A 24,995-nucleotide genomic window follows, 5' to 3' on the forward strand; every position below is an offset into this window, starting at 1 on the left:
AATGAAAGTTACTGAAAAGTTAGTTACTAAAGACCATTCGAAGTTAGTGTCCGCGATCTTAGCCGACCAAGTTAATCGCCATCAGCAGCTTTTATTGACGTGGGAGTGTCCAGATGTGGAGACGGCTGGAATGGTAGAGCGATTTATCCGTCATTTTGATACCCCCGTCGCTTGTGTTGAAAAGCGCGTAGAATTTTCTTTTCCGTTCCTTTCTCTAAAAGAACTAATAGCGCGGGTGAAAGAGCGGTGGGAGAACGACCAAGAATTAATCGCTTCTCTTGAGCAGGTTTACCGTCATCATCAAATTATTTGGCATGCAGGTCGGTTTACTTTTGATCTGACAGAGCAACCAGTGATTTATGGGATTTTAAATGTAACTCCTGACTCGTTTTATGATGGAGGCAAATTTCAATCCCACTCCGCTATCGTCAATCAAATTGCTAAGATGGTAGCAGCCGGTGCAAATGTAATTGAAGTCGGTGGGCAAACTACGAAACCGGGTGGCTTTAAAGAGGTTGATCCGGAAGAAGAAATTGCGCGAATTATGCCGGCTATTCAGCTTCTTCGTGAAAACTATCCCCAGATTGCGATCGCAGTTGATACGTATAAACTCCCGGTAATGGCAGCGGCAATTGAGGCCGGGGTAGATATTATCAATGATGTGCAGGCATTTAATTCAAAACAAAAACTAATTTTGATGGCTAAGGCAAATGTTGGAATGGTAACGATGCATAGCAGCCGAACCCATGACTATGATAATCTCACCGTAGCGATGCAGAAATTCTTTGAACACAATCTTGGGACAATAGCGGCTGCTGGTATTGATCTTGAACGAGTGATTTTAGACCAAGGAATTGGGTATGCAAAGGTTGCTGACGGTTACCAAGATTATGCGATGATGCGCAACATTGACCAGCTTAATTACCTCCATCGCCCAATTATGGTTGCGATCTCCCGAAAAGGTTTTGGTCAAAAATTATTTAATCTAGCAAAAGAAGACCGTCTCGGCGTAACATTGATTGCTGAGACAGCAATGTATTTGCGAGGCGGTCGTGTTTTACGAGTTCATGATGTTGAGGAAACTAGTCAGTTAGTGAAAATGATCGATACTGTTGAAAATAGTTACTGGTTTAGATCCACCAACAGCCAATCCCAAAGGCAATAATAAGGGCAATAAAAAGTAAGGCTGTTAGATAGGGATTGCCAAATGTTTCCCGTTTAAGGCGGAAAGCAGTTTCCATTAAGATATAGATTAGAATTAAAAAGATGATCCATACTAGGTTGCTCAGAAGCTGAGTTTTAAAATGAAGAAAGGTGTGGACAATCGAAGCGGTCAATAAAAGAAAAAAGAATAAACGGCTTAGTTCAAGCCAGTTAGTCACTTTCCGTTCAATTTTTGCATGCAGACCAGTGGTAGTGGTGAGAATCAAAATAATGATTAAGACCGCCACTATTATTTTTAACATATGGGTAAACTCCTTTCGGCTTTGATTTTAGCATTAATGAGAGAAACTGACTATATGCTTTTGACTTGAAAATATAATAAAAAAAGTGTATGGTACGTATATTGCTTGCGTAAAAATAAATAATATTTGAGGTGAAATCAAGTGGCAGATTTTGAAATTGGCGATATTGTAAAAGGAAAGAAATTCGGTCCCCTCGAACATGAATTTTCTGGTGTTGTTGAAAAGGTTTATACTAATTCAATTATGGTATCTATCCAAGATTTTGATCCGTCTGATAAAAGCGGGGTTAACGAATTAAATGGCCGCGCTGTTATTCGCCAAAAAGAAGCTAAGATGGTAAAAGCTGTTCCTCGTGAAGAAAAAAAGGATGACGAAGAAACAGCAGAAGATGCTAAATCTTCAAAAAAATCTTAAAAAAAGATGACAAATAATTAGAAGAGGTATATACTAACTAAGTGTTGAACTTAGTTAGTTAATGCGGGTATAGTTTAGTGGTAAAACTCAACCTTCCCAAGGTTGCGTCGCGAGTTCGATTCTCGTTACCCGCTCTTATGAAAAAGCTGAGGCTGAGAGAAAATTTTCTCCCAGCCTCAGCTTTTTTAGATCTCAATCTTCGCTAAAACTTGATGCATTGCTTCAGCAGACTGTTGCATCTTTTTAACTTCATCTGATGTTAATGGATATTCAACGACCTGGCCGATTCCTTGACTATTAATGATGGCAGGCGTTCCTAAGTACAGGCCCTTAATTCCGTACTGTCCATCAAGCGGAGCCGAAATCGGTAGGACAAGATTACGGTTTTCGATGATTGCCCGTGTAATATACGAGAGGCATTTAGCAATTCCGTAGAAAGTAGCCCCTTTATTGGCAATTATTTGACTGCCAGCTTCGTGAACTGCTTTTTCAATTTCACTTTTATCAGTATTTGAAAGGGCAGTAATTGTATTGAGGGCCTTTCCACCGATTGTGATTTCATTAAAGGCCGCAAAAGAAGTATCACCATGTTCGCCAAGCATTAAGGCATCGATGACATTGACGGATAGGTGTAATTTCTTGCTTAAGAGGACCCGTAGCCGCATTGAATCAAGAGAAGTTCCGGTCCCAATAACACGTTCTTTAGGAAACCCGCTGATTCGCTGCGCAATTGTTGTAAGGATATCAACAGGATTGCTCGAGATAACGAAAACACCAGTGAATCCGCTTTTGACAATTGGTTCAATAATTGACTTAAGAATCGTAGTGTTTTTATTAACAAGGTCTAAACGAGTTTCACCAGGTTTACGGGGAATCCCAGCCGTAATAACAACTACGTCAGCATCAGCAGCATCTTCATAGGTTCCCGCATAAATCTTTACTGGGTTTGTCAGGGGTGTAATATCAGCAAGATCAGCCGCATCCCCAACTGCTTTTGACCTTGTACGATCCACCAGTACCAATTCATCGACCTCATTTGTTGACTGCAATAATGAAAATGCAAATGATGAGCCGACAGCCCCGTCACCTATTAATACAACTTTGTGCCTATACGTATCAAGCATCAAAAATTCCTCCTAATGCAGCTCCTTTTGCGCATCCCAATGATTGATTGGGCCAAATTTATGACCAACCGTTAATGGATTTGCGATTGCTGCGTAAACGGCATCTTTAGCCTTTGTTACTGCTATTTTAACATTATTTCCCTTCGCAAGCTCGGCAGCAATGATCGCGGAAAAGCTATCCCCGGTTCCATTCAATCGATCAGTCTTAACAAAAGGTTTTCTGAGCCAGAAGCTATCACCGTCTTCAAGAAGAACAAAGTCATCAACAGTTGTTTGGCTATCATCATTATGTGCGCCCTTAATCACCACATTTTTTGCCCCTAAGTCTTGAAGATAATGAGCTGCTTTAACCCGTTCTTCATCTGTGGTCATTTCAATTCCTGTTAATTTTTGTGCTTCATAGAAATTAGGGGTAATAACAGTTGCAAGGGGAATAATTCGTTCACGAAATAGTTCATAGGCGGATTGTTCAAGCAACATTGCACCGTGCTTAGTAATAATCACAGGGTCAACAACTAACGGGCCAAAATGTTCAGGCGAATAGTTATCAGCAACGACATTAATTACATCGTCATTAGCAAGCATTCCAGTTTTGGCTGCTTTGATGTCAAAATCTTCACTTAATACCTTAAACTGTTCGGCAATAAATTCTTGCGGCATTACTTGGGAAGAGGTGATCCCGTAAGAATTTCCGGAAACAGCGGCAGTTAAAATACCGTGACCATATACGCCATCCGCAAAAAAGGCATGAAGGTCAGCGGGCATTCCAGCACTCCCGTCCGAATCATGACCTGCAATTGTGACAGCTTGAATTGTAGGGTTTGTCATAAATAACTCATCAACCTTTCATTATTATTTAATGATAATAATTGTAACATATAATAAGTAAGAGAAAAGCAATAACTCACCCTTGTAGATTAGTCCTTGTTTTTAAATCTAAATTTGTTATAATAATTGAGTATGAAAATAGGATTTGAGGAGTAGTAGCATTTTGAAATCTACAGCGACCCTTTGTTGATGAGAGTTAGGGGCTTTTCGATTTGTGAAGGCGTGCCTCAGATGTTTCAATTAAATCAATGAATGAGTGGAATTCTAATTCAATTAGAGTGGTACCGCGGGTAAATCTCGTCTCTAGTAAGCATTATGCTTATTAGGGGCGTTTTTTTATAAGTATAAGGAGGAATATATATGAGCGATAAGCAACAAGTTGCAGCTGCATTGGCACAAGCATTGCCAGAGATGGATGTTAAAGAAATTGAAGCTAAGATTGAACGGCCAAAAGATTCTAGTAATGGGGATTACGCTTTCCCAACATTCTTCTTAGCTAAGACCTTACATAAGGCACCGCAAATGATTGCAAGTGAATTAGTTGAAAAGGTTGACCAAAATGGTTTTGAAAAGGTAGTTGTTGCAGGACCATATATCAACTTCTTCCTTGATAAAGCTCAAGTTGGTGCTAAGATTTTGCAAACTATCTTAGCAGATCCTGAACATTATGGTGAGATTGATCTTGGTCACCAATCAAATGTTACGATTGATTATTCATCACCAAACATTGCTAAGCCGATGGGAATGGGTCACCTTCGTTCAACCATGATTGGTGAAGCTGTTGCCCGGATTCTTGAAAAAGTTAACTACAACTTGATTCGGATTGACTACCTTGGTGATTGGGGTACGCAATTTGGTAAGTTAATGGCTGCTTATGAGATGTGGGGAGACGAAGCGGAAGTTAAGAAGGATCCAATTAATACTTTGCTTAAGTACTATGTGCGGATCAATAATGAAGCTGACGAACATCCAGAATACACTGAAGCAGGTCGTAACTGGTTTGCTAAACTTGAACATGGTGACGAAGAAGCATGGCGGCTTTGGCACTGGTTCCGTGAAGTTTCTCTTGAACGGTTCCAACGTGTTTACAAGATGCTAGATGTTAACTTCGACTCATTCAATGGAGAAGCTTTCTCTGCTCAAAAGATGGAAGAACCTATCCAATTGTTACGGGATAAGGACTTATTGAAGCCTAGTCGTGGTGCAGAAATTGTTGACCTTGATGAATATAACTTACCACCATTGCTAATCATCAAGAGTAATGGAACGACAACGTACATCACTCGTGACTTGGCAACTGCACTTTTCCGGAAGCGGATGTATGGTCATGCTAAGTCCCTTTACGTTGTTGGGGCCGAACAAGAAACTTACTTTAAGCAATTACGTGCGGCCTTAAAGGAAATGGGCTTCAACTGGTGGGATCAAATTGAACACATCTCCTTTGGTTTAATGAACTTAAATGGTAAGAAAATGTCTACGCGGAAGGGTAATGTTGTTTCCCTTGAAGACGTATTGAATGATTCTATTGATTTAGCACGGAAGCAAATTGCCGAAAAGAACCCTGACCTTGAAAACGCTGATGAAGTTGCTAAAGAAGTCGGTGTTGGTGCCGTTATCTTCCACGATTTAAAGAACTACCGTCGGAATGCTGTTAACTTCAAGCTTGAAGATGTTGTTAAGTTTGAAGGTGAAACTGGTCCTTATGTTCAATATGCTCGTGCTCGTGCTGAGAGTATCTTACGTAAGGGTGGCATCCGGGACTTTAGTGATGTTGACTTGACAAAGGCCGGTGCTGAAGCTTGGGAATTAATCAGCTTCCTTGGCCAATACAGCGAAGCAATCAAGCGGGCTGCATTAAACTACGATCCATCAGTAATCGCTAAATATGCCCTTGAATTGGCTAAGAAGTTTAACCAATACTACGCTCACACGCGGATTCTTGATAAGGACGAAGCTCAACCAGCACGGTTAGCTCTTACTCAAGCAGTTAGTGATGTGCTCAAGTCAGCCCTTGACTTACTTGATATCAAGGCACCAGATGAGATGTAATCGTTATAACTATTAAATATTAGTGTGAAGAGACTTGAGAGAATAAGTTTTTCTCCAGTCTCTTCATTTTTAATTTCTGGTAAAGCTGGCGGAGAAAATATCTTCCATTTGCCAAAATGTGATAAAATAATTGTCAGCTTTTTGAAATGAAAATGGAGATTTGTTAATGAATCGTGAACCACAATCTAATTCAGATTTGAAAGAGCGAATCATGAAGTGGTTAAAAAAGACTTGGGCATCGTTCCGAGTTTGGTTTAAGCACTATTGGCAGCTCTTTGTTGCGATGCTGAAAAAATTCTGGCATCGTTATCAATTAACGCGATGGATCATTGTTATTTTTCTAGGAATTTTCTTAATTACCAGTATCCATTTGACGTTTGTTGCTAAAACTGCAGATGTTAAAAATCTTAAGAACCGGTTGCAACGGCCAACAATGATTTATGACCGTAGCAATCAATCGGCCGGGAGCCTCTATGCTCAAAAGGGAACTTATGTGGAATTAAAAGATATTTCATCAAATGTTCCTAACGCGGTCCTTTCGACTGAAGACCGGAATTTCTATCATGAACACGGCTTTTCAGTCAAAGGGTTAGGCCGGGCTGGCTTCTTACTAGTGAAAAATAAACTTCTTCACCGTGACTATATCTCCGGTGGGGGTAGTACTTTAACGCAACAACTGGTTAAGAATGCCTTTTTAACTCAACAACAGACCTTCTCCCGAAAGGCCCGGGAAATTTTTATTGCGGTTGAGGTAGAAAATCAATACAGCAAAAATGAGATTTTAACAATGTACCTCAATAATGCCTACTTTGGTCATGGAGTATGGGGAGTTCAAGATGCGGCCAAGCGTTACTTCAATGAGAATGCGAGTCAGCTGAGGGTACCGCAAGCTGCTACATTAGCGGGAATGCTGACGTCACCTGGGATGTACGATCCGGTAGAACATCCGACAGCGACGAAGCAACGACGGAATATGGTTCTTCAGCTGATGGTGGAAAATCATAAATTAAGTCAAAGTGCGGCAGATCAATATAAGCAGACACCGTTGAATATTACCAACGGCTACGTGCCAAATGATAGTTATAAGTACCCGTACTTCTTTGATGCGGTCATTGCCGAAGCAGAAAGCCGTTATCATATTTCGGAAAAAGATATCATGAATAATGGTTATCGGATTTATACGACGCTGGACCAAGATCAACAACGATCAATGCAGCAAACTTATGACGATGACGATAACTTTCCACAGAACTCAGCCGATGGCACAATGGTTCAATCAGCCTCGATTGCGATGAATCCGAAAAATGGGGGAATTACCGCGGTCGTTGGTGGACGTGGAAAACATGTCTTCCGTGGATTTAACCGTTCTACGCAGATGCGGCGGCAGCCCGGGTCAACGATTAAGCCGATTGTTGTATATACGCCAGCCCTAGAGCATGGATATTTCTATGATTCAACGCTTCAAGATAAGAAACAATCGTATGGAACTAATAATTACACGCCAAAGAACTATGATGATACCTATAGCGGGACGGTGCCGATGTATAAGGCTCTTTATGAGAGTCTTAACGCTCCAGCAGTCTGGTTATTAAATAAGATCGGAGTCAATCGTGGTTATGACATGGCAAAGAAGTTTGGCTTGCCAGTCGAAAAGGGTGATAAGAACCTTGCCTTGGCCCTCGGTGGTATGACCCGCGGAGTATCACCGCAACAAATGGCTCGTGCCTATGCAGTTTTTGCCAATGATGGGTTGATGCCATCACCGCACTACATTACCAAGATTGAAGATGCCTCTGGAAAGGTGATCGCCAAAAATGATGGTAGCAAGAATAAGCGGATCATTTCTGGTAAGACAGCCAAAGAAATGACTAGTATGCTAATTGGCGTATTTGATCACGGAACTGGTGAAACGGCCAAACCAAGTGGCTATACGCTTGCCGGTAAAACGGGGACCACAAACTCAGGGGTAAAAGGCGATGATTCCAATGATCGTGATAAGTGGATCGTAGGTTATACGCCCGATGTAGTGGTTGCAACATGGGAAGGCTATGATGATACAAACCAAAGCCACACCCTAAACGATATTTCTGAACGGAGCATTAACTACCTTTACAAGAATGAAATGAGTGCGATTTTGCCAAATACTGCTGGAACCAAATTCACGGTTGAAGATGCTCAAACACGGGCAAAAGAAAAGACAAAGGGTTCCTCTAAAGGATGGGGATCATTCCTCAAAGATGGGGACGACTTTGTAAATAACTTCAACCAATCAGTAAATAATTTTGGCAATAAGGCGAGTCAATGGTGGAGCAATGTTCGATCGCTTTTCTAGGATAATATGATACAATTAATTTAAGAACGAGATAAAGGAGACTTTTACATGGTTGTAAATATTTATGATACTGCAAATGAACTTAGTCGCCAATTGCGCGAAACTCAAGAATATCAAGGATTACAAAAGGCTTTTGAAGCATTAAAGGCTGACAGTGACACTTTTGACACCTTCAAGAAGTTCCAACAAGCTCAAGCAGATGCTCAGCACAAGCAAATGACTGGTCAACAACCAACTGATGATGAAATTAAAAACATCCAAAACCTTGCCAAGGAAGTAAGTGGCAAGAAAGTTGTTCAAGACTTGATGAACCAAGAACGGCAAGTTGATAGCATGCTTCAACAATTGAATAAGACAATTACAAGTCCAATTCAAGATCTTTACAGTGAAGTAATGCCAAAGATGCCAGGACAAGAATAATTAATTTATTATGATCCAAGTAAGGGGCTGGGAGAAAGCAAAATTTTTCTCAGCTCCTTTATTGTTAAGAGGAAAAATTATGAGATTTATTCATACAGCCGATTTACACCTTGATAGTCCTTTTTTAGGGTTGACTTCGATGCCCAAGTCATTATGGGAACGCGTCCATTCGTCGACATTTGCTGCTTTTCAAAAGATTGTTGACGATGCGATTGCCTTAAAAGTTGATTTTGTTTTAATTAGCGGGGATATTTACGACCGTGATCAGCAAAGCATTGCCGCTACTGATTTTTTCATCAAGCAATGTGAACGACTTAATCAAGCTCACATCCCCGTTTATCTACTTTATGGTAACCATGATTATCAAATTGTCCAAGACACGGGAGAGCTGCCAGCAAATGTTCATGTTTTTGGCAATCGCGTAACGACTACCACCCTTACCTTGGCAAATCATGACAGTGTTGCTATCTCAGGCTTTAGTTATGATCAACGCTGGATTCAAGAAGATCAAGTACAAAAATATCCACCAAAAAGAAACGAAACCTGGCACATCGGGATGCTTCATGGAGCAGTCCAGCAAAGTCAAGATAACCACTATGCTCCATTTACGACCGATGAATTAATCGCTAAAAATTATGATTATTGGGCACTTGGTCATATTCACAAGCACCAACTCTTGAATGAGGAGCCGCCGATTGTTTATAGCGGCAATCCTCAGGGACGGCATAAAAATGAAGCCGGACAGCACGGCTATTATTTAGTGGAAAGTCAGGGCAATAAACTTGTGCCGCAATTTAAACCAGTTGCGGAAATTGAATGGACAAGTCTAACTGTTAATGCTTTACCAACTAGTAATCTTACTGAAGTAGAGCGATCACTGTCGCAAGCAATTGATAACAAACTAAAAAATGCACCATTCCAACTGGTAGAGCTTACGATTGCTAACATTGAACAACTTTCACCAACGATTCGGCACCTGCTTGCAAATGGGGATGTCCTTGAACATCTGCAGGACCAAAATGCAGATAATGGTAAATGGTGGATCTATGACCTCTTACTTCACCAGCAAAATTTGTTGCCATCAATGACTGATCTAGATGAACAGTATTGGCAACAAGCCGCCCAAGAAGTATTTACCCCTGCTAATATTGCAGAATTAACAAAAAGTTTAGCACGGGATGCTGATTTAGCCGCTAAGTTGATAAACCTTGATCTTCAGCAACTGAAGCAAGCAACGACTCAATTATTGCGGCGGGAGGATTAACATATGAAAATAAAAAAAGTTCATATCGATGGCTTTGGCAAATGGCATGATCAAGATTTTGACTTTACAGCTAACCCCCAAATAATTTATGGCCCTAATGAAGCCGGAAAGACAACTCTGATGGCCTTTCTTGTTAGTATTTTATTTGGCTTTGCGGATGGGCGAGGAAAGAACCGGTTTGCCCAGTATATTCCGAAAACTACTTCTAGTTATGGTGGAAGTTTATTAGTTGAGATCAACGACCATGATTACGTTATTAAACGGCAACGCGGGCGGAATGGCGGTAAGGTTAGTGTGACTGATTCACAAGGACGTCAAAGTGGTGAGCAAGAACTAAAGCAACTGCTTGGCCCAATGGATCGGTCACTCTATCAAGCTCTTTTTAGTTTTGGTCAACGAGACTTAACAGCTGTGGACGAGCTTAATCGGGATGAATGGCAACAACATCTACAGCAACTAGGGGCAGTTGGCAGTGCACAGTGGGACCAGTTAATCGATCAGTACCAAAAACAAGCTGACCATCTCTATAAACCGCGCGGACGGAAATGGCCGCTCAATCAAGACCTTCATCAATACGCGAATTTGACAGATAAAATTAACCAAGCGCGTGGTAAATTTCACCGTTATCAGGATCTACAGGCAGATTTGAAGACAAACAAAGAAAAATTGCGGCAAGCACAGGCAGAATTGCAAAAACAACAGCCGCTTTTGCAAAAATTAGAACATTTACAGCAGTTGTGGCCGGTTTACCATGAATGGCAACATAGCCACCAAACTCGACCGATTGCTGACTATTTAACTGATCAGCAAGTTACGACGGCTCAAGAACTACAAGTGAGGGAAAAAGAACTTCGCCGCCAACAACAGGTTTATCAACAGCGCTTGGCAAGGATCGATCATCAGTCTCCACAAGCAACTAAGCATTCGCCACAAAGCATGTCGGAACTTCAACGCCTTAAGGAGCAAGCAGTTGAATTACAAGCGGAGGAGGCTTTACAGCACCGTCAACAAACGCAAGCTAATCAGTGGCAGCAGGAATTAACTGCAATTAAAACACGCTACCACCAGCCTTTGCCGGCACCCTTAACTCCTCAAGAAAAAGCAGAACTTGCCGGGCTCCTTAATGTCCAACCGCTTTCTTGGGCAAATACGAACCAGTCAAATGGCGATCCTTCTCGCGCCGCAATGATCGGAATCGTTGGCGGCTTTGTCCTTTTTATCATTGGATTGTTAGCGAATGCCACTTTTATTACCGCTATCGGAGCAATTGCGGCCTTTGCGACAGTTATGTATCTTTATTATCAACGCCAAGGAAGTCATTCTGCTCCAGTAACGACAGATTCCCAAGCAATCACGGCGTTCGGCCAAAAACATGGCTTACAGGATTTTCCACCTGATCAATGGCTATTAATCCAGGGAGATTTACAACGAAATGCCGAATTAGCTGCTCAGCTCCAAACTGCCAAACAAGATCAGCAAAGATATGACCACCAACTTGCTATCTTTAACCAACAATTGCCACCCGCTTTGCAAAATCTAACTTTGGCGGCTGTTAGGACTAAATTGGATGATTTGCTGGAACAAGGGCAACGAGCACGCCAGAATATCCAAGCGAATACTCGAGAAAAAGCAACGATTGCTAATAATTTAGCCCAGCTCAATCAAGACTATAGTAAAATTCATCAGCAAAAAATGGCGATTTATCAGCAAGCAGGGGTGCACGATGATAACCAGTTTACCCAGTACTTAGCAAATCGTTCTGCAGCACAATCACAAGCCTTGGCATCAGATGCCTATGGACAACAATTGACCGCAGAAGACCGCCAAGCCCTTGCTGCATACGCAAATAGAGATGAGCTAATGACGGCTTTATCGAAGACTCGGCACCAGCTTGATCAGCTCAACCTAACAATCTCTCATACCCACGAAGAGATTCAAAAAGATAAAGTCGAAATTGATAGTTTAGTTAAAGATGGAACTCTCAGCAATCTGGAACAAGAGCGGGCTAACCTAGCCGCTAAGATTTGGCATGAAGTACAGGAATGGTTAAGGTACCAATTGGCAATTCAGTGGATTAATAAGGCCCTGGTAGGCGCTTCAGCTGATCGTTACCCTGCAATCATTCGTCAGGCAGAACGATATTTTGCCTTGTTGACCGCTCATCGCTATTCCCGGATCCGTTTAACGGCCGATGGAGTCAAGGTGGTACGAAGGGATCAAGAAGTCTTTTTAGTGGAAGAATTGTCGCAGGGAACGGCTGAACAATTGTATATTGCGCTCCGGCTTGGCTTTGTCACCGTGATGAGTGATCAAGCTAACTTCCCGGTAATTATTGATGATGGGTTTGTTAATTTTGATAACGTTCGGCGGCAACGAATGCTGGCCTTGCTAGAAAAAATTGCTGAGAAGAATCAGGTTATCTATTTTACTGCTGATGATCGGATTAAGGACCTTGACGTTAAAATTCTTGACCTGCAAGCATTAAAACGTGAATAAATTATGAAGATGATATAAACATTTATTTAGGAGACTGGCACGAAAAAATAAGTGTGGTATATTGGATGAGTGAAGTTATCGAAAAAATATTTTGTTTAAGGATGTGTTTCTTACATGAAATCCAAAAAGTTAATTGCTATCATTGCGGGAGCCGCATTGATGATGCCGCTTGCTGCCTGTGGAAATAAAGCAGTCGCTACTACTAGCGGTGGTAAAATCACTGAGAGCGAATACTACAGCAGCATGAAGCAAACCAGTGCTGGTAAGCAAGTGCTTCAACAAATGATCTTAGACAAGGTCTTGGAGAAACAATACGGTAAAGAAGTCAGTGATAAGCAAGTTAACGCGCAATACAATACCTACAAGAGTGAGTACGGTTCAGACTTTAATGCTTATCTTCAAAGTCAAAACTTAACTGAAAAGTCATTGAAGCAACAAATTCGGTCAAACTTACTCTTGACTGCGGCTGCTCGTCATTACTCTCACATTACTAACAAGCAAATCAATAAGCAATGGACCAAGTACCAACCTAAAGTTCAAACTGCGACGATCCTTGTTGGTAGTAAGTCCGATGCTGAAGATATCATTAACCAATTAAATGACTCCAGCAACAAGTACAAGACTTTCAAGAAGCTTGCTAAGTCCAAGTCAACTGATAGTCAAACCAAGAACAACGGTGGTAAGCTTCCAGCCTTTGATAATACTGACAACCAACTTGACTCAGCTTACAAGAAGGCTGCCTTTAAGTTGAAGACTGGTGAATACACTACGACCCCAGTTAAGACTGATGATGGTTACCAGGTAATTTACATGATCGAACACCCAGCTAAGGGTAAGAAGAGTCAACACATCAATGACTTGAAGAATCAAATCGTTCAAGAAAACATGAACAACCAAAACTTCATGCGGAAGGTTGTTTCAAACGTCTTGAAGAAGGGTAACGTTTCAATCAAGGAAAACGATGTTAAGAATATTCTTGATGATTACCTTAACTCAAGCGCCACTACAAGCAGCTCCAGCAATAACAGCAGTAGTGCTAGCTCAAATAAGTAAAATAGGGTATAAAAAATAAGGCTACGGAAAATTTCTCGTAGCCTTATTTTTTACTTCTTCTTTTCATCTGAATCAATCTTGAGCACATCCAGAATAATCTGAATACGGTTCAGCCGGGGTTCAGTCTTGAATTTCCACTTCTTAACATCACGTTCAACATCGTTAATAAACTTTTGCACACCTGGGATGGCAGCTTGTAGTTCATCTATGCTGTTCTTCAATTGTGAAACTTCGCTGCTGAGCCGTTTGAATTCCTCTTGAATTTCTTTTAGCCGTTGCATAACTAGTCTTCTTTCATTTGATCGATGATTGATTGTTGGATTTCTTTGTACTTTTCATCGTTGTAGTTACCAGAATTGTCCTTAAAAATCATCTTAAAATCATCATCGCTAGTGTATCGTGGAATCAAGTGGAAGTGAGAGTGGAAGACAGATTGATAAGCGACTTCACCGTTGTTGTTAACCACGTTCATCCCCTTGATAGCCGGGTTAGAAGCCTTGACTGCCCGTGCAATCTTGGGGATACGGGAAAATACTTGGGCAGCGAGATCAGCATCGTAGGCAAATAAATCGGGAACGTGCTTCTTAGGAATGACGAGGGTGTGACCAGGAGTTCCTTGTGAAATATCAAGGAAGGCCTTTACAACGTCATCTTCATAGACTGTGTAGCTAGGAATTTCACCGTTAATGATTTTGCAGAAAATACAATTATCGTCCATATTAATCGCTCCTTTTGAAGATTAAACTTATCCTAAGTATACCGAAAAAATCGCGTTCGTGCATGATTTAGTAGAAGAAATAACCTATGATATAATAAAAAGATATGACTAAGCAATAATTAAGAAGGGATGAATAATGGCTTTAGAGATAAATAAACTTGTTGGTGGATATTCCCAGATTCCTGTGTTGAAGGATGTCAGCTTTGATGTCCAACCAGGTGAATTAGTTGGTTTGATTGGACTAAATGGTGCCGGAAAGTCAACAACGCTAAACCATGTTATTGGCTTGTTGCGACCATTTTCAGGATCGATTAAAATTAATGGTCTTACTATCCAGACTAACCCGGAAGAATATAAAAAGGAGATCGCCTATGTTCCCGAAACGCCAATTCTTTATGATGAATTGACCCTCCGTGAGCATATTGATTTAACGATTATGGCGTACGAGTTGGACCACGATGAAGCATGGCAACGGGCGACAAAATTATTAAAACTTTTTCGGCTGGATAATAAGCTTGACTGGTTCCCCGCTAACTTTTCTAAGGGGATGAAGCAAAAGGTAATGATCTGCTGTGCCTTTATGACTAAGGCTAAGCTGCTGATTATCGATGAACCATTCTATGGGCTGGACCCTTTGGCAGTTCATGACTTGCTAGACTTGATTGAGCAAAAGAAGAAGGAGGGCGTCGCGGTTTTGATGTCGACCCACGTCCTTGATACGGCGCAACGGTATTGTGACCGCTTTGTCCTATTGGCAGATGGAAAAGTCCGGGCACATGGAACCCTCGATGAATTACGAGCCGCTGGTGATCATGCCGGCGAATCCTTAGATGAGATTTACTTGCATCTTGCAAAGGGTGATCGTGATGAATAAGTTATTTAGCAAGCGTCGCAGTCAACACTTCATGCTCCTACTGCGTTACTGGCGGTTAGTCTTCAATGACCACTTTGTAATCGCCTTATTTTTCCTGTTCGGAGCCTTGGCGTATGGCTACTCCCAATGGCTACCAACCTTGGGACCGCATGAATGGTGGACCCGGTTGATCTTGATCGGATGGTTTACGGTCATCGCCCAAATTGGTCGCCTTGCTACCCTGATCAAAAAGCCGGATCCAGTCTTTCTCTTGCCGCAAGTTGAAGGAATCCATCGTTACCTTAACCAGGCGACCTGGTATAGTTTGATCTTAGCGGAAATAATGACGGTGGTTGGTGCCTTTATCGCCTTGCCGTTCGCATTGACAACGGAAAAACTCAGCAGTGCCGAGATTGTGACCATCTTTTTAGTCGCCATTGTCAATAAGGCTGATTGGATGCATGTAGCTCGTAAATCATTGAGTTTGCGCTGGGGTGATCAACAGTGGCGAACCCGGCTAGAATACTGGGTGAACCCGCTGCTCGCTTCAATCGCAATGTGGTTGGTTAATCCCTACGTCGGTCTTGTCGTAGCGGTGCTTTTGTACTTAGCAGTAATTGTTTACTATCGTGATCTCGCTGTTAATTGGCGGATTGCCGTTAAAGCAGAACAGGATCGGATGTACAGTGTCTACCGTTTCTTTAACCTCTTTACTGATGTGCCAAGTGTTCAAGGGAATACCAAACGGCGGAAATGGGCAGATGGCCTGATTCGCTGGCTCAGCAAGGATGGTCAACCCTGGTCTTACTTATACGCCCGGGCATTTGTCCGGAGTACCGAAGTGAGCGGGATTGTCAGTCGGTTGACCCTGCTAGGAATGGTGATTGTCTTCTTACTGCCAGCGGGTTGGCTGAGTACCGTGGTGGTCGTGCTCTTTATCTACTTGATTGCAACCCAGTTGATGCCACTCTATGACCAGTATGAATCGAATGTCTTTACCCACATCTATCCGATCCCTGCTAGCCAGCAACAGGCGGACTTTAAGCAGCTGTTGGCCAAGGTGACGGCGCTTGAGGCACTATTGATCGCTCTTGCTAGTATCAGTTGGCAGTTGAACGTCGGCCAGATGGTAATTAATCTTATTATTGCGGCAGTGGAAGTGGTCTTATTAAGTCGCTTCTACTTCAATGTCAGAGTCAAAAAACTAATGAAATGAGGATTTTAATTTATGCGTGTGAAACATAAAAAGTGGGCTGATCCATTAATTGCTGCCCATCCAGAACTAATGATTGATGATGCTACTCAATTTAAGGGTAAGTGGCAATCACGGTTTGCCAAAGAACAACCCCTCCACTTAGAAGTTGGAATGGGGAAAGGTCAATTTATTATTGGCATGGCGAAGGCTCATCCAGAAATTAACTTTATCGGATTAGAGATTCAGCGGACTGTTGCGGCAATTGCCCTCAAAAAAGCACTTGAGGAAGACTTGCCAAACTTGCAATTGATTTGTGGGGATGGGGAAGACTTGCAAGAATACTTTGAAGATGGGGAAGTCGCTAAGATGTACCTTAACTTCTCTGATCCATGGCCGAAGAAACGACATGCTAAGCGGCGCCTGACCTACAAGACCTTCTTAGCAACCTATCAGCAGATCCTCCAAGATCAAGGGGCAATTGAACTGAAGACTGATAACATGGGTCTCTTTGAATTCTCCTTGGAAAGCATGAATAACTATGGGATGATCTTTGATGGCGTCTGGTTAGACCTGCACCATAGCGAAGAAAATGAACATAATGTTGAGACGGAATACGAACAAAAATTTGCGGCGAAAGGCCAACCAATCTATAAGCTAATTGCTAATTTTAAGTAAAATACTAGTCAGTAAGTAGACGAATGCTTGCTGACTAGTATTTTTTTTACTAGGGTGAGAAATCGATTTCTTTATCGCAACATCAAGTGAAAAAGTGTATTTAAAAGCAATCCCGCCATTAATGAAATAATAATTTTGTGTTTATGGTTCGATAAATATGTGCTAGAATATTTTCGAAATATAAATAACAAGTTATGACGTATAGATATATGGGGGGATATTGAATGTCGAAGAAAAATGCACAAGAATATGTACGCAAAATGGAGCCGCAACGGCAACGATTTGGATTAAGAAAACTCAGTATTGGTGTTGCGTCTGTGTTACTAGGAACTACTTTTATGGTTGGGGGAAGTACAGTAGCGCACGCTGATAGCACATCTACTACGCAAGAAGCAACAGCAGCAAATACCGATATTACGCAACCGGCTTCTACTTCTGTTGTACAAGTTGATAAACAAACTAATGAGGAACAAAACGCAGCCGAAAATACTAGTAGTAATTCACAAAAGGAACAACAATTAGTAAATAAAACAAGTGATGAGAACACAGATCAACTGAACAATGAAAAGAATCAAGAATTGGTAAAGGATAACGATTATGAACCGATTACTAATTTAAATAAAAACAATGTCAACATACAAAATACTTCAGTTGAAGAAAGTAAGGTTTCCCAATCTGCTATCGAACAGAATGCAAGAATTGATTTAACGTTTGTTGATGATGACGATAACGGAAAGATAGTAGATTATTCAGAATATTTGCCAAGCGAAAATAATGGTCATCATTATGCATACGGTAAAGTTGGCGATAAGGTTAGTCCGAAAGCATACGATAACGGTACGATGAGTATTAAAAGGATGTTGGATCTTTTAGATGTTGGGTATTATGAACTAAATGGTGATTATACTGCTCCTAATACTTTTACGAGTGAAAATATGACTGTTCAAATTCATTTAAAGCATAAAACAGAGCAGCAAAAATATGCTCCAATTACTCTTATTCGAAATATTCATTATCGTCACACAATGGCAACTGATGGTAAAACGATGCAAGATGATCAAGGGAATGAAGTTCCTGATCGTATAGTTCAATATCGGATTACACCAACTGTTGATTATGATTTAGTAATGAGTAGACCAGCCGGTGGAACATTTAAAGTCGAGAATTTAACTACTGGTGAAACTTATACATTTAATAGTCAAAATAATCGGCTAGTAGTTGATAATTTTGATCCAATCATGTCACCGGATGTGTCACAACAATGGAAGCCTCAAGCAGTCGAAACAACGGAATCATTTGATAAATTGCTTGATCTTGATCATTGGAATTCATTAGCCAATGGAAGGGTTTTTGATAATCAATCAGTAGTTTATAAGGTAGACTATACAAAAATAAAAATTGGCGATTATGTTCCAAATAATCAAGTGTATTTTAATACAGCAGATGCCGAAGTATCAGCTGACGGGACGCACGAGACAGTATATCGTTACTTCTACTACGGGATGACCGATGAAAATGATGAAGGGGTTAACACCGATCATGTAACTAAGCAGCACTATGGTGGCTGCCAAGCTCTTGAGTTTACGCGTACGAAGACTGTCGATACTGATGGGCAAGTGACATATGGTAAATGGACTCCCGTCACAACAGATACTTTCCCTGAATATATTTATAAGGATAAGTATCAGGTTAAAGGATACGATGGAAAGTATTCTCATGCACCGGCTGTAAAGTATGATCCCAATGATCCAATGCATAATGGCGAAATACATGGTTTTGATCCATATGGTCCTTTATACAAAGTATCAATTATTGATGATGTAACTGGTAAGATATTAAATACTTATGAAAAGAATTCAGTACCAGAAGCCGGAGATGATTATCAATACATGCGTGATCGAGCTGAGAAGACTCGTCAAAGTATTTATGCTCAAGTTGATGAATACAAAAGTAAAGGATACACAGTTGCAAGCGATGACTTTGGTAGCATTAGTATTAATAATGCTGCTAATGCCAAGCATAGTGAAGGGACGGAAGATGACGCTAAGTATGTATATACAATTCACTTAACTACAAATAAGGCTATTGCACATACTGATACTAAGACAGCAACGCGGACAATTCACTATGTAGCAAATGATGAAAATGGTAATCAATTACAAGATGATACAACTCAAAATGTCACTTTGACTAGTAGCATTTACTATACTGACGCTGTTACGGGTCAAAGAGTTAATGCTAGACAAAATGTAAATGGCGAATGGTTTGTTGATGCATTGAATAATAATAGTACGCTTCCTGCAATTACTTGGACTGTAAATGCTGACAAGAGTACTGGCTTGACAACAGATGATAAGAACTTTGCTGCCGTTACAACTCCAGAAACTATAACTTTATCTACTGATGAAGCTGCAAAGCGTGGTACTGACGAAGGTGACTGGTACTTAGTCTCAACTGATAAGAACGGCGAAGTATCGTACGGCGATCCAACTAGCGACACTTGGAAGACTGATACGCCAAATAAGCTTCCTGATGGTTACTTGGTCTACAAACAAAAGGCCCAATATAACATTCACTACATCGACGTTAACGGCGTTGAAGGAAAAACTACTTATGCTCCAACTGACGGTCATGAACTTACCGATCATTTAGTTCCTAACGTTGGTGAAGGTAAAGGTATCTTTGTTGGTGACACTCCGGATGCTACGCAGAAGTTATGGAGCCCAGCAGATTACGAAAAGGCTGGCTATGTTTTAGTTGGTTTATCTGACAATGCCCAAGACGGAAAGCTTGGTAAACAAACTTTAACTCATGGCGTTCAGGATCAATACGTTTACTTAAAACACCAAGTAGTAGAAGTAACTCCACATACTCCTGATGGTGATATTCCAAGCGATCCTAATGATCCATCTAAGCCTAGTGTTGATAAGAATGACTTAAGTAAGAACTATATTCGTCACATTTATTACAAGGCTAATACTGCTGATGGGCCAACTTTAAAGGATCAAACTACGCAAAAAGTAACTTTTGAAGCTTCAGTTTATGTTGATAAGGTAACCCATGAAACGAGTGGTGTAGAAACAGTTACTGACGCTAACGGCAACCAAGTTCAAGTAGCTAATGGTCAACCAGGTAAGATTACTTGGAACAAGACCATCGTTGACGGGGATGCCACGAAGTTAACTGACTCTAGTGCTAGATTCAATTCTGTTGATCAACCAACTATTGACTTAGAAAAGGGCAACAAGTATGCAACTTCTGACGATATGACTGGAACTTGGTACTTGGTTGATGGTGAAGCTAACGAATTAGACTTAACTCCAGATTCATCAAACCCAGTAAATAAGACCCTTGTTTACAAGCAAAAAGCCCAATACAGCATTCACTACATCGACGTTAATGGCGTTGAAGGTAAGACTACCTACGAACCAACTGATGGTAAGGAATTAAAAGATCATCAAGTAACTGGTGTCGGTAGTGAAGATAAGACCTATGTCGGTGACACTCCAGATGCTACCCAGAAGTTATGGAGTCCAGCAGACTACGAAAAGGCTGGTTATGTTTTAGTTGGTTTATCTGATAATGCCAAAGGTGATTTGCTTGGTAAGCAAACCTTAACCAAGGGTGTTCAAGATCAATATGTTTACTTAAAACACGCAGTTAAGACCATTACGCCAAACACTCCAGTTGATGACGTGCCAAAAGATCCAGAGGGCAATCCAATTGTAGACCCAAGTGATTTACATAAAAAATTCCACCGGACTATCTTCTACAAGGCTAATACAACTGACGGTCAAACTTTAATGGGTCAAACCGATCAAAAGACTGAATTCAACGGTACGATCGCTTATGATGTTGTAACTGGTAAAACAACTACTCCAGAAACTGTTAAGGATGCTAATGGCAAGGATGTTCAAGTAGCTACTCTTAAGGATGGCGTTATTACTTGGGATAAGCAAAATGATAAGTTTAGTGCTATTAACCAACCAACTATTGAATTGAAGAAAGGCGACAAATACGCAACTTCTGACGATATGATTGGAACTTGGTACTTAGTTGATGGTGAAGCTGGTGAAGTTGACTTAACTCCAGATTCTAAGAATCCAGATGACAAGACTCTTGTTTACAAGCAAAAAGCCCAATACACCATTCACTACATTGATGTTAATGGTGTTGAAGATACAACTGCTTATGTTCCAACTGATGGTCATGAACTTACTGATCATTTAGTACAAAACGTTGGTGAAGGCAAAGATATTTATGTTGGTGATACTCCAGATGCTACACAGCAGTTATGGAGCCCAGCAGACTACGAAAAGGCTGGCTATGTTTTAGTTGGTTTATCTGATAATGCCAAGGGTGATTTGCTTGGTAAGCAAACTTTAACCAAAGGTGTTCAAGATCAATACGTATACTTGAAGCACGCAGTTAAGGATATTACACCAAACACTCCAGTTGATGACGTGCCAAAAGATCCAGATGGAAAACGTGCTATTGATCCTAGTGATTTACATAAGGAATTTACTCGAAACATTACCTTTGTTGCAAATAATGATGCCAAAAGTCCTTTGAAAGATGCAGTTCCTCAAAAGGTTGAGTTTGATGGTCATATTTATGTAGATATGGTAACTGGTCAAACCACCACTCCAGAAACTGTTAAGGATGCAAATGGTAATACGACGCAAGTTGCAACTACTAAAGCTGGTAATATTGAATGGAACCATGACACTCAAACTATGGATGAAGTAGTTCAGAAGTACATTACTTTGAACAAAGGCGACAAATACGCAACTTCTGATGATATGGTTGGTACTTGGCACTGGATTAGTGGTGTAGCTAACGAAATCACTTTGAAACCAACTTCAGATAATCCTGCAGATCTTGAATTAGTTTACGAAAAGAACAAGAGTGAAAGTATTCCTAATGACGGTCATGACTTACCAAAGGTTGATGTTAAAGAGGAAACTAAGACCTTCACTAGAACTGTTATCTACCGCGGTACTAAGGATGGCGGTGTTCATTTTGAAAGTGTTAACGGCTCTCCAGACGACAAGAACACTTACAAGCAAACTACCACCTTTACTAGAAACATTTTCTCCACGACGGACAAAGATGGTAAGGTAACAATTCTTAAAACCACCCCATGGACAGCCAAGGATGATACTTTAGGCGAAGTTGTTTCTCAGACACCTAGGGCAGTTGGTTATGAAGTAGTTGACATTGAGAAGGTCGATGCTCATAAGATTAATCCTGATAAAGATCCAGAAAACTTGGGTGAAACTATCGTCACTTACAGCATGAAGCCAAAGCATGAAACAGGTCCTGCACTAGATTACGATCTTGATACTGTTAAGATTGATACTGAAACCAAGACCTTCACTAGAACGGTGGTCTACCGTGGAACTAAGGATGGCGGTGTTCATTTTGAAAGTGTTAATGGTTCTCCAGACGGCAAGAACACTTACAAGCAAACCGTAACCTTTACTAGAAATATTTTCTCCACGACGGACAAAGATGGTAAGGTAACGATCCTTGAAACCACTCCATGGACAGCCAAGGATGATACTTTAGGTGAAGTTGTTTCTAAGACACCTCGTGCAGTTGGCTATGAAGTAGTTGATATCGATAAGGTCGATGCTTATAAGATTAACCCAGATAAGGATAATCCTGATTTGGGAATTGTCACTGTGACATATGAAGCTACTCCAACACAACCAACTGTTCAACCAACTGAGCAGCCTACAAGTCAACCGACCGCTCAACCAACAGAACAACCGACAAGTCAGCCAACTGTTCAACCAACAGAGCAGCCGACAAGTCAGCCGACCGCTCAACCAACTGAGCAGCCAACGAGTCAACCGACTGCTCAACCAACAGAGCAACCGACAAGTCAGCCAACTGTTCAACCAACAGAACAGCCTACAAGTCAACCAACTGTTCAACCAACAGAACAGCCGACGAGTCAACCGACCGTTCAACCAACGGAACAGCCTACAAGTCAACCGACTGCTCAACCAACAGAGCAGCCGACGAGTCAACCGACTGCTCAACCAACGGAACAGCCCACAAGTCAGCCAACTGTTCAACCAACAGAACAGCCGACGAGTCAACCAACAGAGCAGCCTACAAGTCAACCAACAGAGCAACCGACAAGTCAGCCAACTGTTCAACCAACAGAACAGCCTACAAGTCAACCAACAGAACAGCCGACGAGTCAACCGACCGTTCAACCAACAGAGCAGCCAACGAGTCAACCGACTACTCAACCAACAGAACAACCAGCAATTGAATCAAACACGCAATTACCTGGTGAACAAAAGAATGAAGAACCACAACCAATGACTACCCAGGTCACTGCCAAGAAAGGCGAAACTTCTATTGTTGAATCTACTAATTCTTCATCAACGCAACCAACTACTAAGCAAGGTACTCACCAATTGCCACAAACTGGTAATCAAAAGTCATCAAGCTTAATTGGTCTCGGTTTTGCTGGTCTTCTCTCAGCACTTGGTTTAACAAAAGTAAATAAGAAACGGAAAGATTAATTTCCTACTAAAAAGGAGTAACCCTCAGCTATTTTGGCTGTGAGGATTACTCCTTTTCTTTATTACTAATTAACTTTTGCCACTTTTCGGCGACATGATCAAAGTTGTATTTTTTGGCCGCTTTTTGTGCATGGTGGGCGTACTTTTTTGCGAGGGCGGGATCTGCTAATAGTTTTCGCAGTTGTTGATACAGGGTCTCTTGATCATTCGGCGGAATCAGTTTACCACTCTGCTGGTCATCAATTGTATCTGCTGGTCCATAATTGATGTCATAGCTAACAACTGGGCAACCATGACCCTGTGCTTCTAGGACTGCCATTGCAAAGCCTTCGTAATAGCTCGTTAGAATTTCTGCTTGAGCATGTTCATAGGCAGCACTAAGGTCATCATAATAACCAACGAAATTAATATAGCTCTCGGCTTTATTTTCCTTTACCAATGACTTCAGAGCATTAGCGGTTTGGTTTTTATTCCAACTATCGCTATAACCATAAATATCGAGGGTAACTTGCGGAAAGTCTTGGTGAAGACGAACAATCGCATTGATAATATGATCAAGTTGTTTGATTTTGGAAAGCCGGGCAACCGCAATAAAGCTTCCTGCCTGGCGTTGGCTAACAGGAACTTCTTTTGTCAGTTCTTCATCTAAGTAAGTCACGGGAATGCCGTAGCTCTGGTTGGTTTGAAACCGGTTAGCTGCGTCTTGAGCTTCCCGTTGCGTGGCAGAGATCAGTCCACTTAGCTGTCCTTTTGCGAGCATTGTTGCGATTGGCTGGTAGATTGCCGAAATTGGTCCGTTGCTTTGACCGTCGTCAGTAAAGGCCGAGTGGAAGACTTGGTACCGTCTTGCTGGCTTTTTCATTAGCGTAAACGCCTTTAATGCGATATTAGAACGATCGCTGATAAGGATTGATTGGGGATCATCTTCAACAAGCTCATCTAAAAAGTGCGCCCGAAATTCGATTTCATTATCAAATTGCCATTCATGCCCTTGATCAACTAGCTGGATGAGGGTAAGAATGGGGACATTACCTTCGCCGCCACGATAATGATAGATTATCTTTACTTGTCCATCATGATCGTAATACTGGCGGGCAATTAACCGTCCCTTATCTTCGAAATAGTCAGTATAGGTCCGACATCCTTGATCGTAAAAGTCCCGTCGATTGGTAAAGCCGTACTGGTCAAGGTAGTCGATATAGTATAACCGTCTGTTGCGGAAGTTCACGCGGACCCGCACTTTGCCGTTGCGTAGGGCACAATTGTCCTTAACTTGGCAGCCAGGGACAGTCAATACCTGCTTAATAATGGCTTGATCAACTGTGGGATCATCACGATAAGGAAGCTGTTGATAATACTGGTAGATGTTAAGGACCCGACCTTTAACTTTAAGCTTTTCTTCAACAGTTTGATGGTCGAAGTTATACAGCATCGTGACAATGGTTGCAGGTACATTCAGGTAATCGAAAATTCGCAGCCGTTTGACTTGGGCAAGTTCGATGGCCGAGGTTTGTAAATCTTGGCGACTAGTGATGAAATAATTCATGATAAATTCCTTTTTAA

General features: G+C 41.3%; 18 protein-coding genes and 1 tRNA gene. 13 read left to right on the plus strand and 6 right to left on the minus strand.

Translation table 11 applies throughout. From position 1 onward, the window contains the following. Position 1: 1 nt before the first annotated feature. Positions 2 to 1,165, plus strand: a complete 1,164-nt coding sequence (gene folP, locus LMC10_RS02715; RefSeq protein WP_229268855.1) for a dihydropteroate synthase — start codon at positions 2 to 4, stop codon at positions 1,163 to 1,165. On the opposite strand, the gene LMC10_RS02720 is transcribed toward folP, so the two are convergent. Next, positions 1,131 to 1,466, minus strand: coding sequence for a hypothetical protein (locus LMC10_RS02720; protein WP_003664176.1), 336 nt, complete (start codon positions 1,464 to 1,466; stop codon positions 1,131 to 1,133). The two genes, folP and LMC10_RS02720, sit on opposite strands and share 35 nt — an antisense overlap. A 141-nt stretch (positions 1,467 to 1,607) precedes the next feature. Here LMC10_RS02720 and LMC10_RS02725 point away from each other — a divergent pair, with 141 nt between their 5' ends. Next, positions 1,608 to 1,880, plus strand: a complete 273-nt coding sequence (locus LMC10_RS02725) for a hypothetical protein (protein WP_003664174.1) — start codon at positions 1,608 to 1,610, stop codon at positions 1,878 to 1,880. A gap of 63 nt (positions 1,881 to 1,943) precedes the next feature. Beyond that, positions 1,944 to 2,014: transfer RNA gene (locus tag LMC10_RS02730), tRNA-Gly, on the plus strand. 51 nt (positions 2,015 to 2,065) lie between these two features. On the opposite strand, the gene LMC10_RS02735 is transcribed toward LMC10_RS02730, so the two are convergent. Together LMC10_RS02735 and thiD are read right to left on the minus strand one after the other, a co-directional pair. Then, a complete protein-coding gene (locus LMC10_RS02735; protein WP_019252916.1) occupies positions 2,066 to 3,004 on the minus strand; it encodes an L-lactate dehydrogenase in 939 nt (312 codons plus the stop codon). A 12-nt stretch (positions 3,005 to 3,016) separates the two neighbouring features. Next, on the minus strand, positions 3,017 to 3,832 hold the full coding sequence (gene thiD, locus LMC10_RS02740; RefSeq protein ID WP_020843171.1) for a bifunctional hydroxymethylpyrimidine kinase/phosphomethylpyrimidine kinase: 816 nt from the start codon (positions 3,830 to 3,832) through the stop codon (positions 3,017 to 3,019). A 360-nt stretch (positions 3,833 to 4,192) separates the two neighbouring features. Between thiD and argS the strand changes: the two genes are divergently transcribed. The 6 genes from argS to LMC10_RS02770 all read left to right on the plus strand — a co-directional run bounded on the left by argS (position 4,193) and on the right by LMC10_RS02770 (position 13,446). Continuing rightward, on the plus strand, positions 4,193 to 5,881 hold the full coding sequence (gene argS / locus LMC10_RS02745) for an arginine--tRNA ligase (RefSeq protein WP_003668521.1): 1,689 nt from the start codon (positions 4,193 to 4,195) through the stop codon (positions 5,879 to 5,881). 166 nt (positions 5,882 to 6,047) lie between these two features. Then, positions 6,048 to 8,213, plus strand: coding sequence for a PBP1A family penicillin-binding protein (locus LMC10_RS02750; RefSeq protein WP_229268856.1), 2,166 nt, complete (start codon positions 6,048 to 6,050; stop codon positions 8,211 to 8,213). A gap of 48 nt (positions 8,214 to 8,261) precedes the next feature. Beyond that, positions 8,262 to 8,633 carry a YlbF family regulator gene (locus tag LMC10_RS02755; RefSeq protein WP_003670831.1) on the plus strand — a complete coding sequence of 124 codons (372 nt, stop codon included), beginning with the start codon at positions 8,262 to 8,264 and terminating at the stop codon, positions 8,631 to 8,633. Positions 8,634 to 8,712: 79 nt separating this feature from the next. Continuing rightward, positions 8,713 to 9,897, plus strand: coding sequence for a metallophosphoesterase family protein (locus LMC10_RS02760; RefSeq protein ID WP_229268857.1), 1,185 nt, complete (start codon positions 8,713 to 8,715; stop codon positions 9,895 to 9,897). 3 nt (positions 9,898 to 9,900) lie between these two features. Continuing rightward, on the plus strand, positions 9,901 to 12,393 hold the full coding sequence (locus LMC10_RS02765; RefSeq protein ID WP_229268858.1) for an ATP-binding protein: 2,493 nt from the start codon (positions 9,901 to 9,903) through the stop codon (positions 12,391 to 12,393). 114 nt (positions 12,394 to 12,507) lie between these two features. Next, a complete protein-coding gene (locus tag LMC10_RS02770) occupies positions 12,508 to 13,446 on the plus strand; it encodes a peptidylprolyl isomerase (protein WP_229268859.1) in 939 nt (312 codons plus the stop codon). A 50-nt stretch (positions 13,447 to 13,496) separates the two neighbouring features. Here the strand turns inward: LMC10_RS02770 and LMC10_RS02775 are convergent, their stop codons facing one another. Then, positions 13,497 to 13,727, minus strand: a complete 231-nt coding sequence (locus LMC10_RS02775) for a hypothetical protein (protein ID WP_003664155.1) — start codon at positions 13,725 to 13,727, stop codon at positions 13,497 to 13,499. A 2-nt stretch (positions 13,728 to 13,729) separates the two neighbouring features. Continuing rightward, positions 13,730 to 14,164 (minus strand): HIT family protein, encoded by a 435-nt coding sequence (locus tag LMC10_RS02780; RefSeq protein ID WP_003668511.1) that lies wholly within the window; start codon positions 14,162 to 14,164, stop codon positions 13,730 to 13,732. 136 nt (positions 14,165 to 14,300) lie between these two features. Here LMC10_RS02780 and LMC10_RS02785 point away from each other — a divergent pair, with 136 nt between their 5' ends. The 4 genes from LMC10_RS02785 to LMC10_RS02800 all read left to right on the plus strand — a co-directional run bounded on the left by LMC10_RS02785 (position 14,301) and on the right by LMC10_RS02800 (position 23,432). After that, the gene (locus tag LMC10_RS02785; RefSeq protein WP_229268860.1) at positions 14,301 to 15,038 is read left to right on the plus strand and encodes an ABC transporter ATP-binding protein; all 738 of its coding nucleotides are present in this window, start codon (positions 14,301 to 14,303) and stop codon (positions 15,036 to 15,038) included. Next, entirely contained in the window at positions 15,031 to 16,233 is a 1,203-nt protein-coding gene (locus tag LMC10_RS02790; protein ID WP_229268861.1) for an ABC transporter permease, read from the plus strand. The genes LMC10_RS02785 and LMC10_RS02790 overlap by 8 nt, the downstream gene beginning before the upstream one ends. A gap of 12 nt (positions 16,234 to 16,245) precedes the next feature. Then, complete coding sequence (gene trmB, locus LMC10_RS02795; RefSeq protein ID WP_003675776.1) at positions 16,246 to 16,887, plus strand: tRNA (guanosine(46)-N7)-methyltransferase TrmB; 642 nt, start codon at positions 16,246 to 16,248, stop codon at positions 16,885 to 16,887. A gap of 224 nt (positions 16,888 to 17,111) precedes the next feature. Continuing rightward, complete coding sequence (locus tag LMC10_RS02800; protein WP_229268862.1) at positions 17,112 to 23,432, plus strand: mucin-binding protein; 6,321 nt, start codon at positions 17,112 to 17,114, stop codon at positions 23,430 to 23,432. A 46-nt stretch (positions 23,433 to 23,478) separates the two neighbouring features. Here LMC10_RS02800 and LMC10_RS02805 read toward each other — a convergent pair whose 3' ends face one another. Continuing rightward, complete coding sequence (locus LMC10_RS02805; RefSeq protein WP_229268863.1) at positions 23,479 to 24,978, minus strand: glycosyltransferase; 1,500 nt, start codon at positions 24,976 to 24,978, stop codon at positions 23,479 to 23,481. Positions 24,979 to 24,995: the final 17 nt, after the last annotated feature.

This window comes from Limosilactobacillus reuteri subsp. simiae, from assembly GCF_020784875.1.
In the GTDB taxonomy this organism is placed as follows: Bacteria; Bacillota; Bacilli; order Lactobacillales; family Lactobacillaceae; genus Limosilactobacillus; species Limosilactobacillus reuteri_H.

Bases quoted from the DNA above. Each gene is read 5' to 3' on its own strand.
- LMC10_RS02735 (WP_019252916.1), bottom strand. From the start codon at position 3,004: ATGCTTGATACGTATAGGCACAAAGTTGTATTAATAGGTGACGGGGCT.
- trmB (WP_003675776.1), top strand. From the start codon at position 16,246: ATGCGTGTGAAACATAAAAAGTGGGCTGATCCATTAATTGCTGCCCAT.
- folP (WP_229268855.1), top strand. From the start codon at position 2: ATGAAAGTTACTGAAAAGTTAGTTACTAAAGACCATTCGAAGTTAGTG.
- LMC10_RS02720 (WP_003664176.1), bottom strand. From the start codon at position 1,466: ATGTTAAAAATAATAGTGGCGGTCTTAATCATTATTTTGATTCTCACC.
- LMC10_RS02785 (WP_229268860.1), top strand. From the start codon at position 14,301: ATGGCTTTAGAGATAAATAAACTTGTTGGTGGATATTCCCAGATTCCT.
- LMC10_RS02755 (WP_003670831.1), top strand. From the start codon at position 8,262: ATGGTTGTAAATATTTATGATACTGCAAATGAACTTAGTCGCCAATTG.
- LMC10_RS02780 (WP_003668511.1), bottom strand. From the start codon at position 14,164: ATGGACGATAATTGTATTTTCTGCAAAATCATTAACGGTGAAATTCCT.
- LMC10_RS02760 (WP_229268857.1), top strand. From the start codon at position 8,713: ATGAGATTTATTCATACAGCCGATTTACACCTTGATAGTCCTTTTTTA.
- argS (WP_003668521.1), top strand. From the start codon at position 4,193: ATGAGCGATAAGCAACAAGTTGCAGCTGCATTGGCACAAGCATTGCCA.
- thiD (WP_020843171.1), bottom strand. From the start codon at position 3,832: ATGACAAACCCTACAATTCAAGCTGTCACAATTGCAGGTCATGATTCG.
- LMC10_RS02775 (WP_003664155.1), bottom strand. From the start codon at position 13,727: ATGCAACGGCTAAAAGAAATTCAAGAGGAATTCAAACGGCTCAGCAGC.
- LMC10_RS02790 (WP_229268861.1), top strand. From the start codon at position 15,031: ATGAATAAGTTATTTAGCAAGCGTCGCAGTCAACACTTCATGCTCCTA.
- LMC10_RS02750 (WP_229268856.1), top strand. From the start codon at position 6,048: ATGAATCGTGAACCACAATCTAATTCAGATTTGAAAGAGCGAATCATG.
- LMC10_RS02805 (WP_229268863.1), bottom strand. From the start codon at position 24,978: ATGAATTATTTCATCACTAGTCGCCAAGATTTACAAACCTCGGCCATC.
- LMC10_RS02800 (WP_229268862.1), top strand. From the start codon at position 17,112: ATGTCGAAGAAAAATGCACAAGAATATGTACGCAAAATGGAGCCGCAA.
- LMC10_RS02770 (WP_229268859.1), top strand. From the start codon at position 12,508: ATGAAATCCAAAAAGTTAATTGCTATCATTGCGGGAGCCGCATTGATG.
- LMC10_RS02765 (WP_229268858.1), top strand. From the start codon at position 9,901: ATGAAAATAAAAAAAGTTCATATCGATGGCTTTGGCAAATGGCATGAT.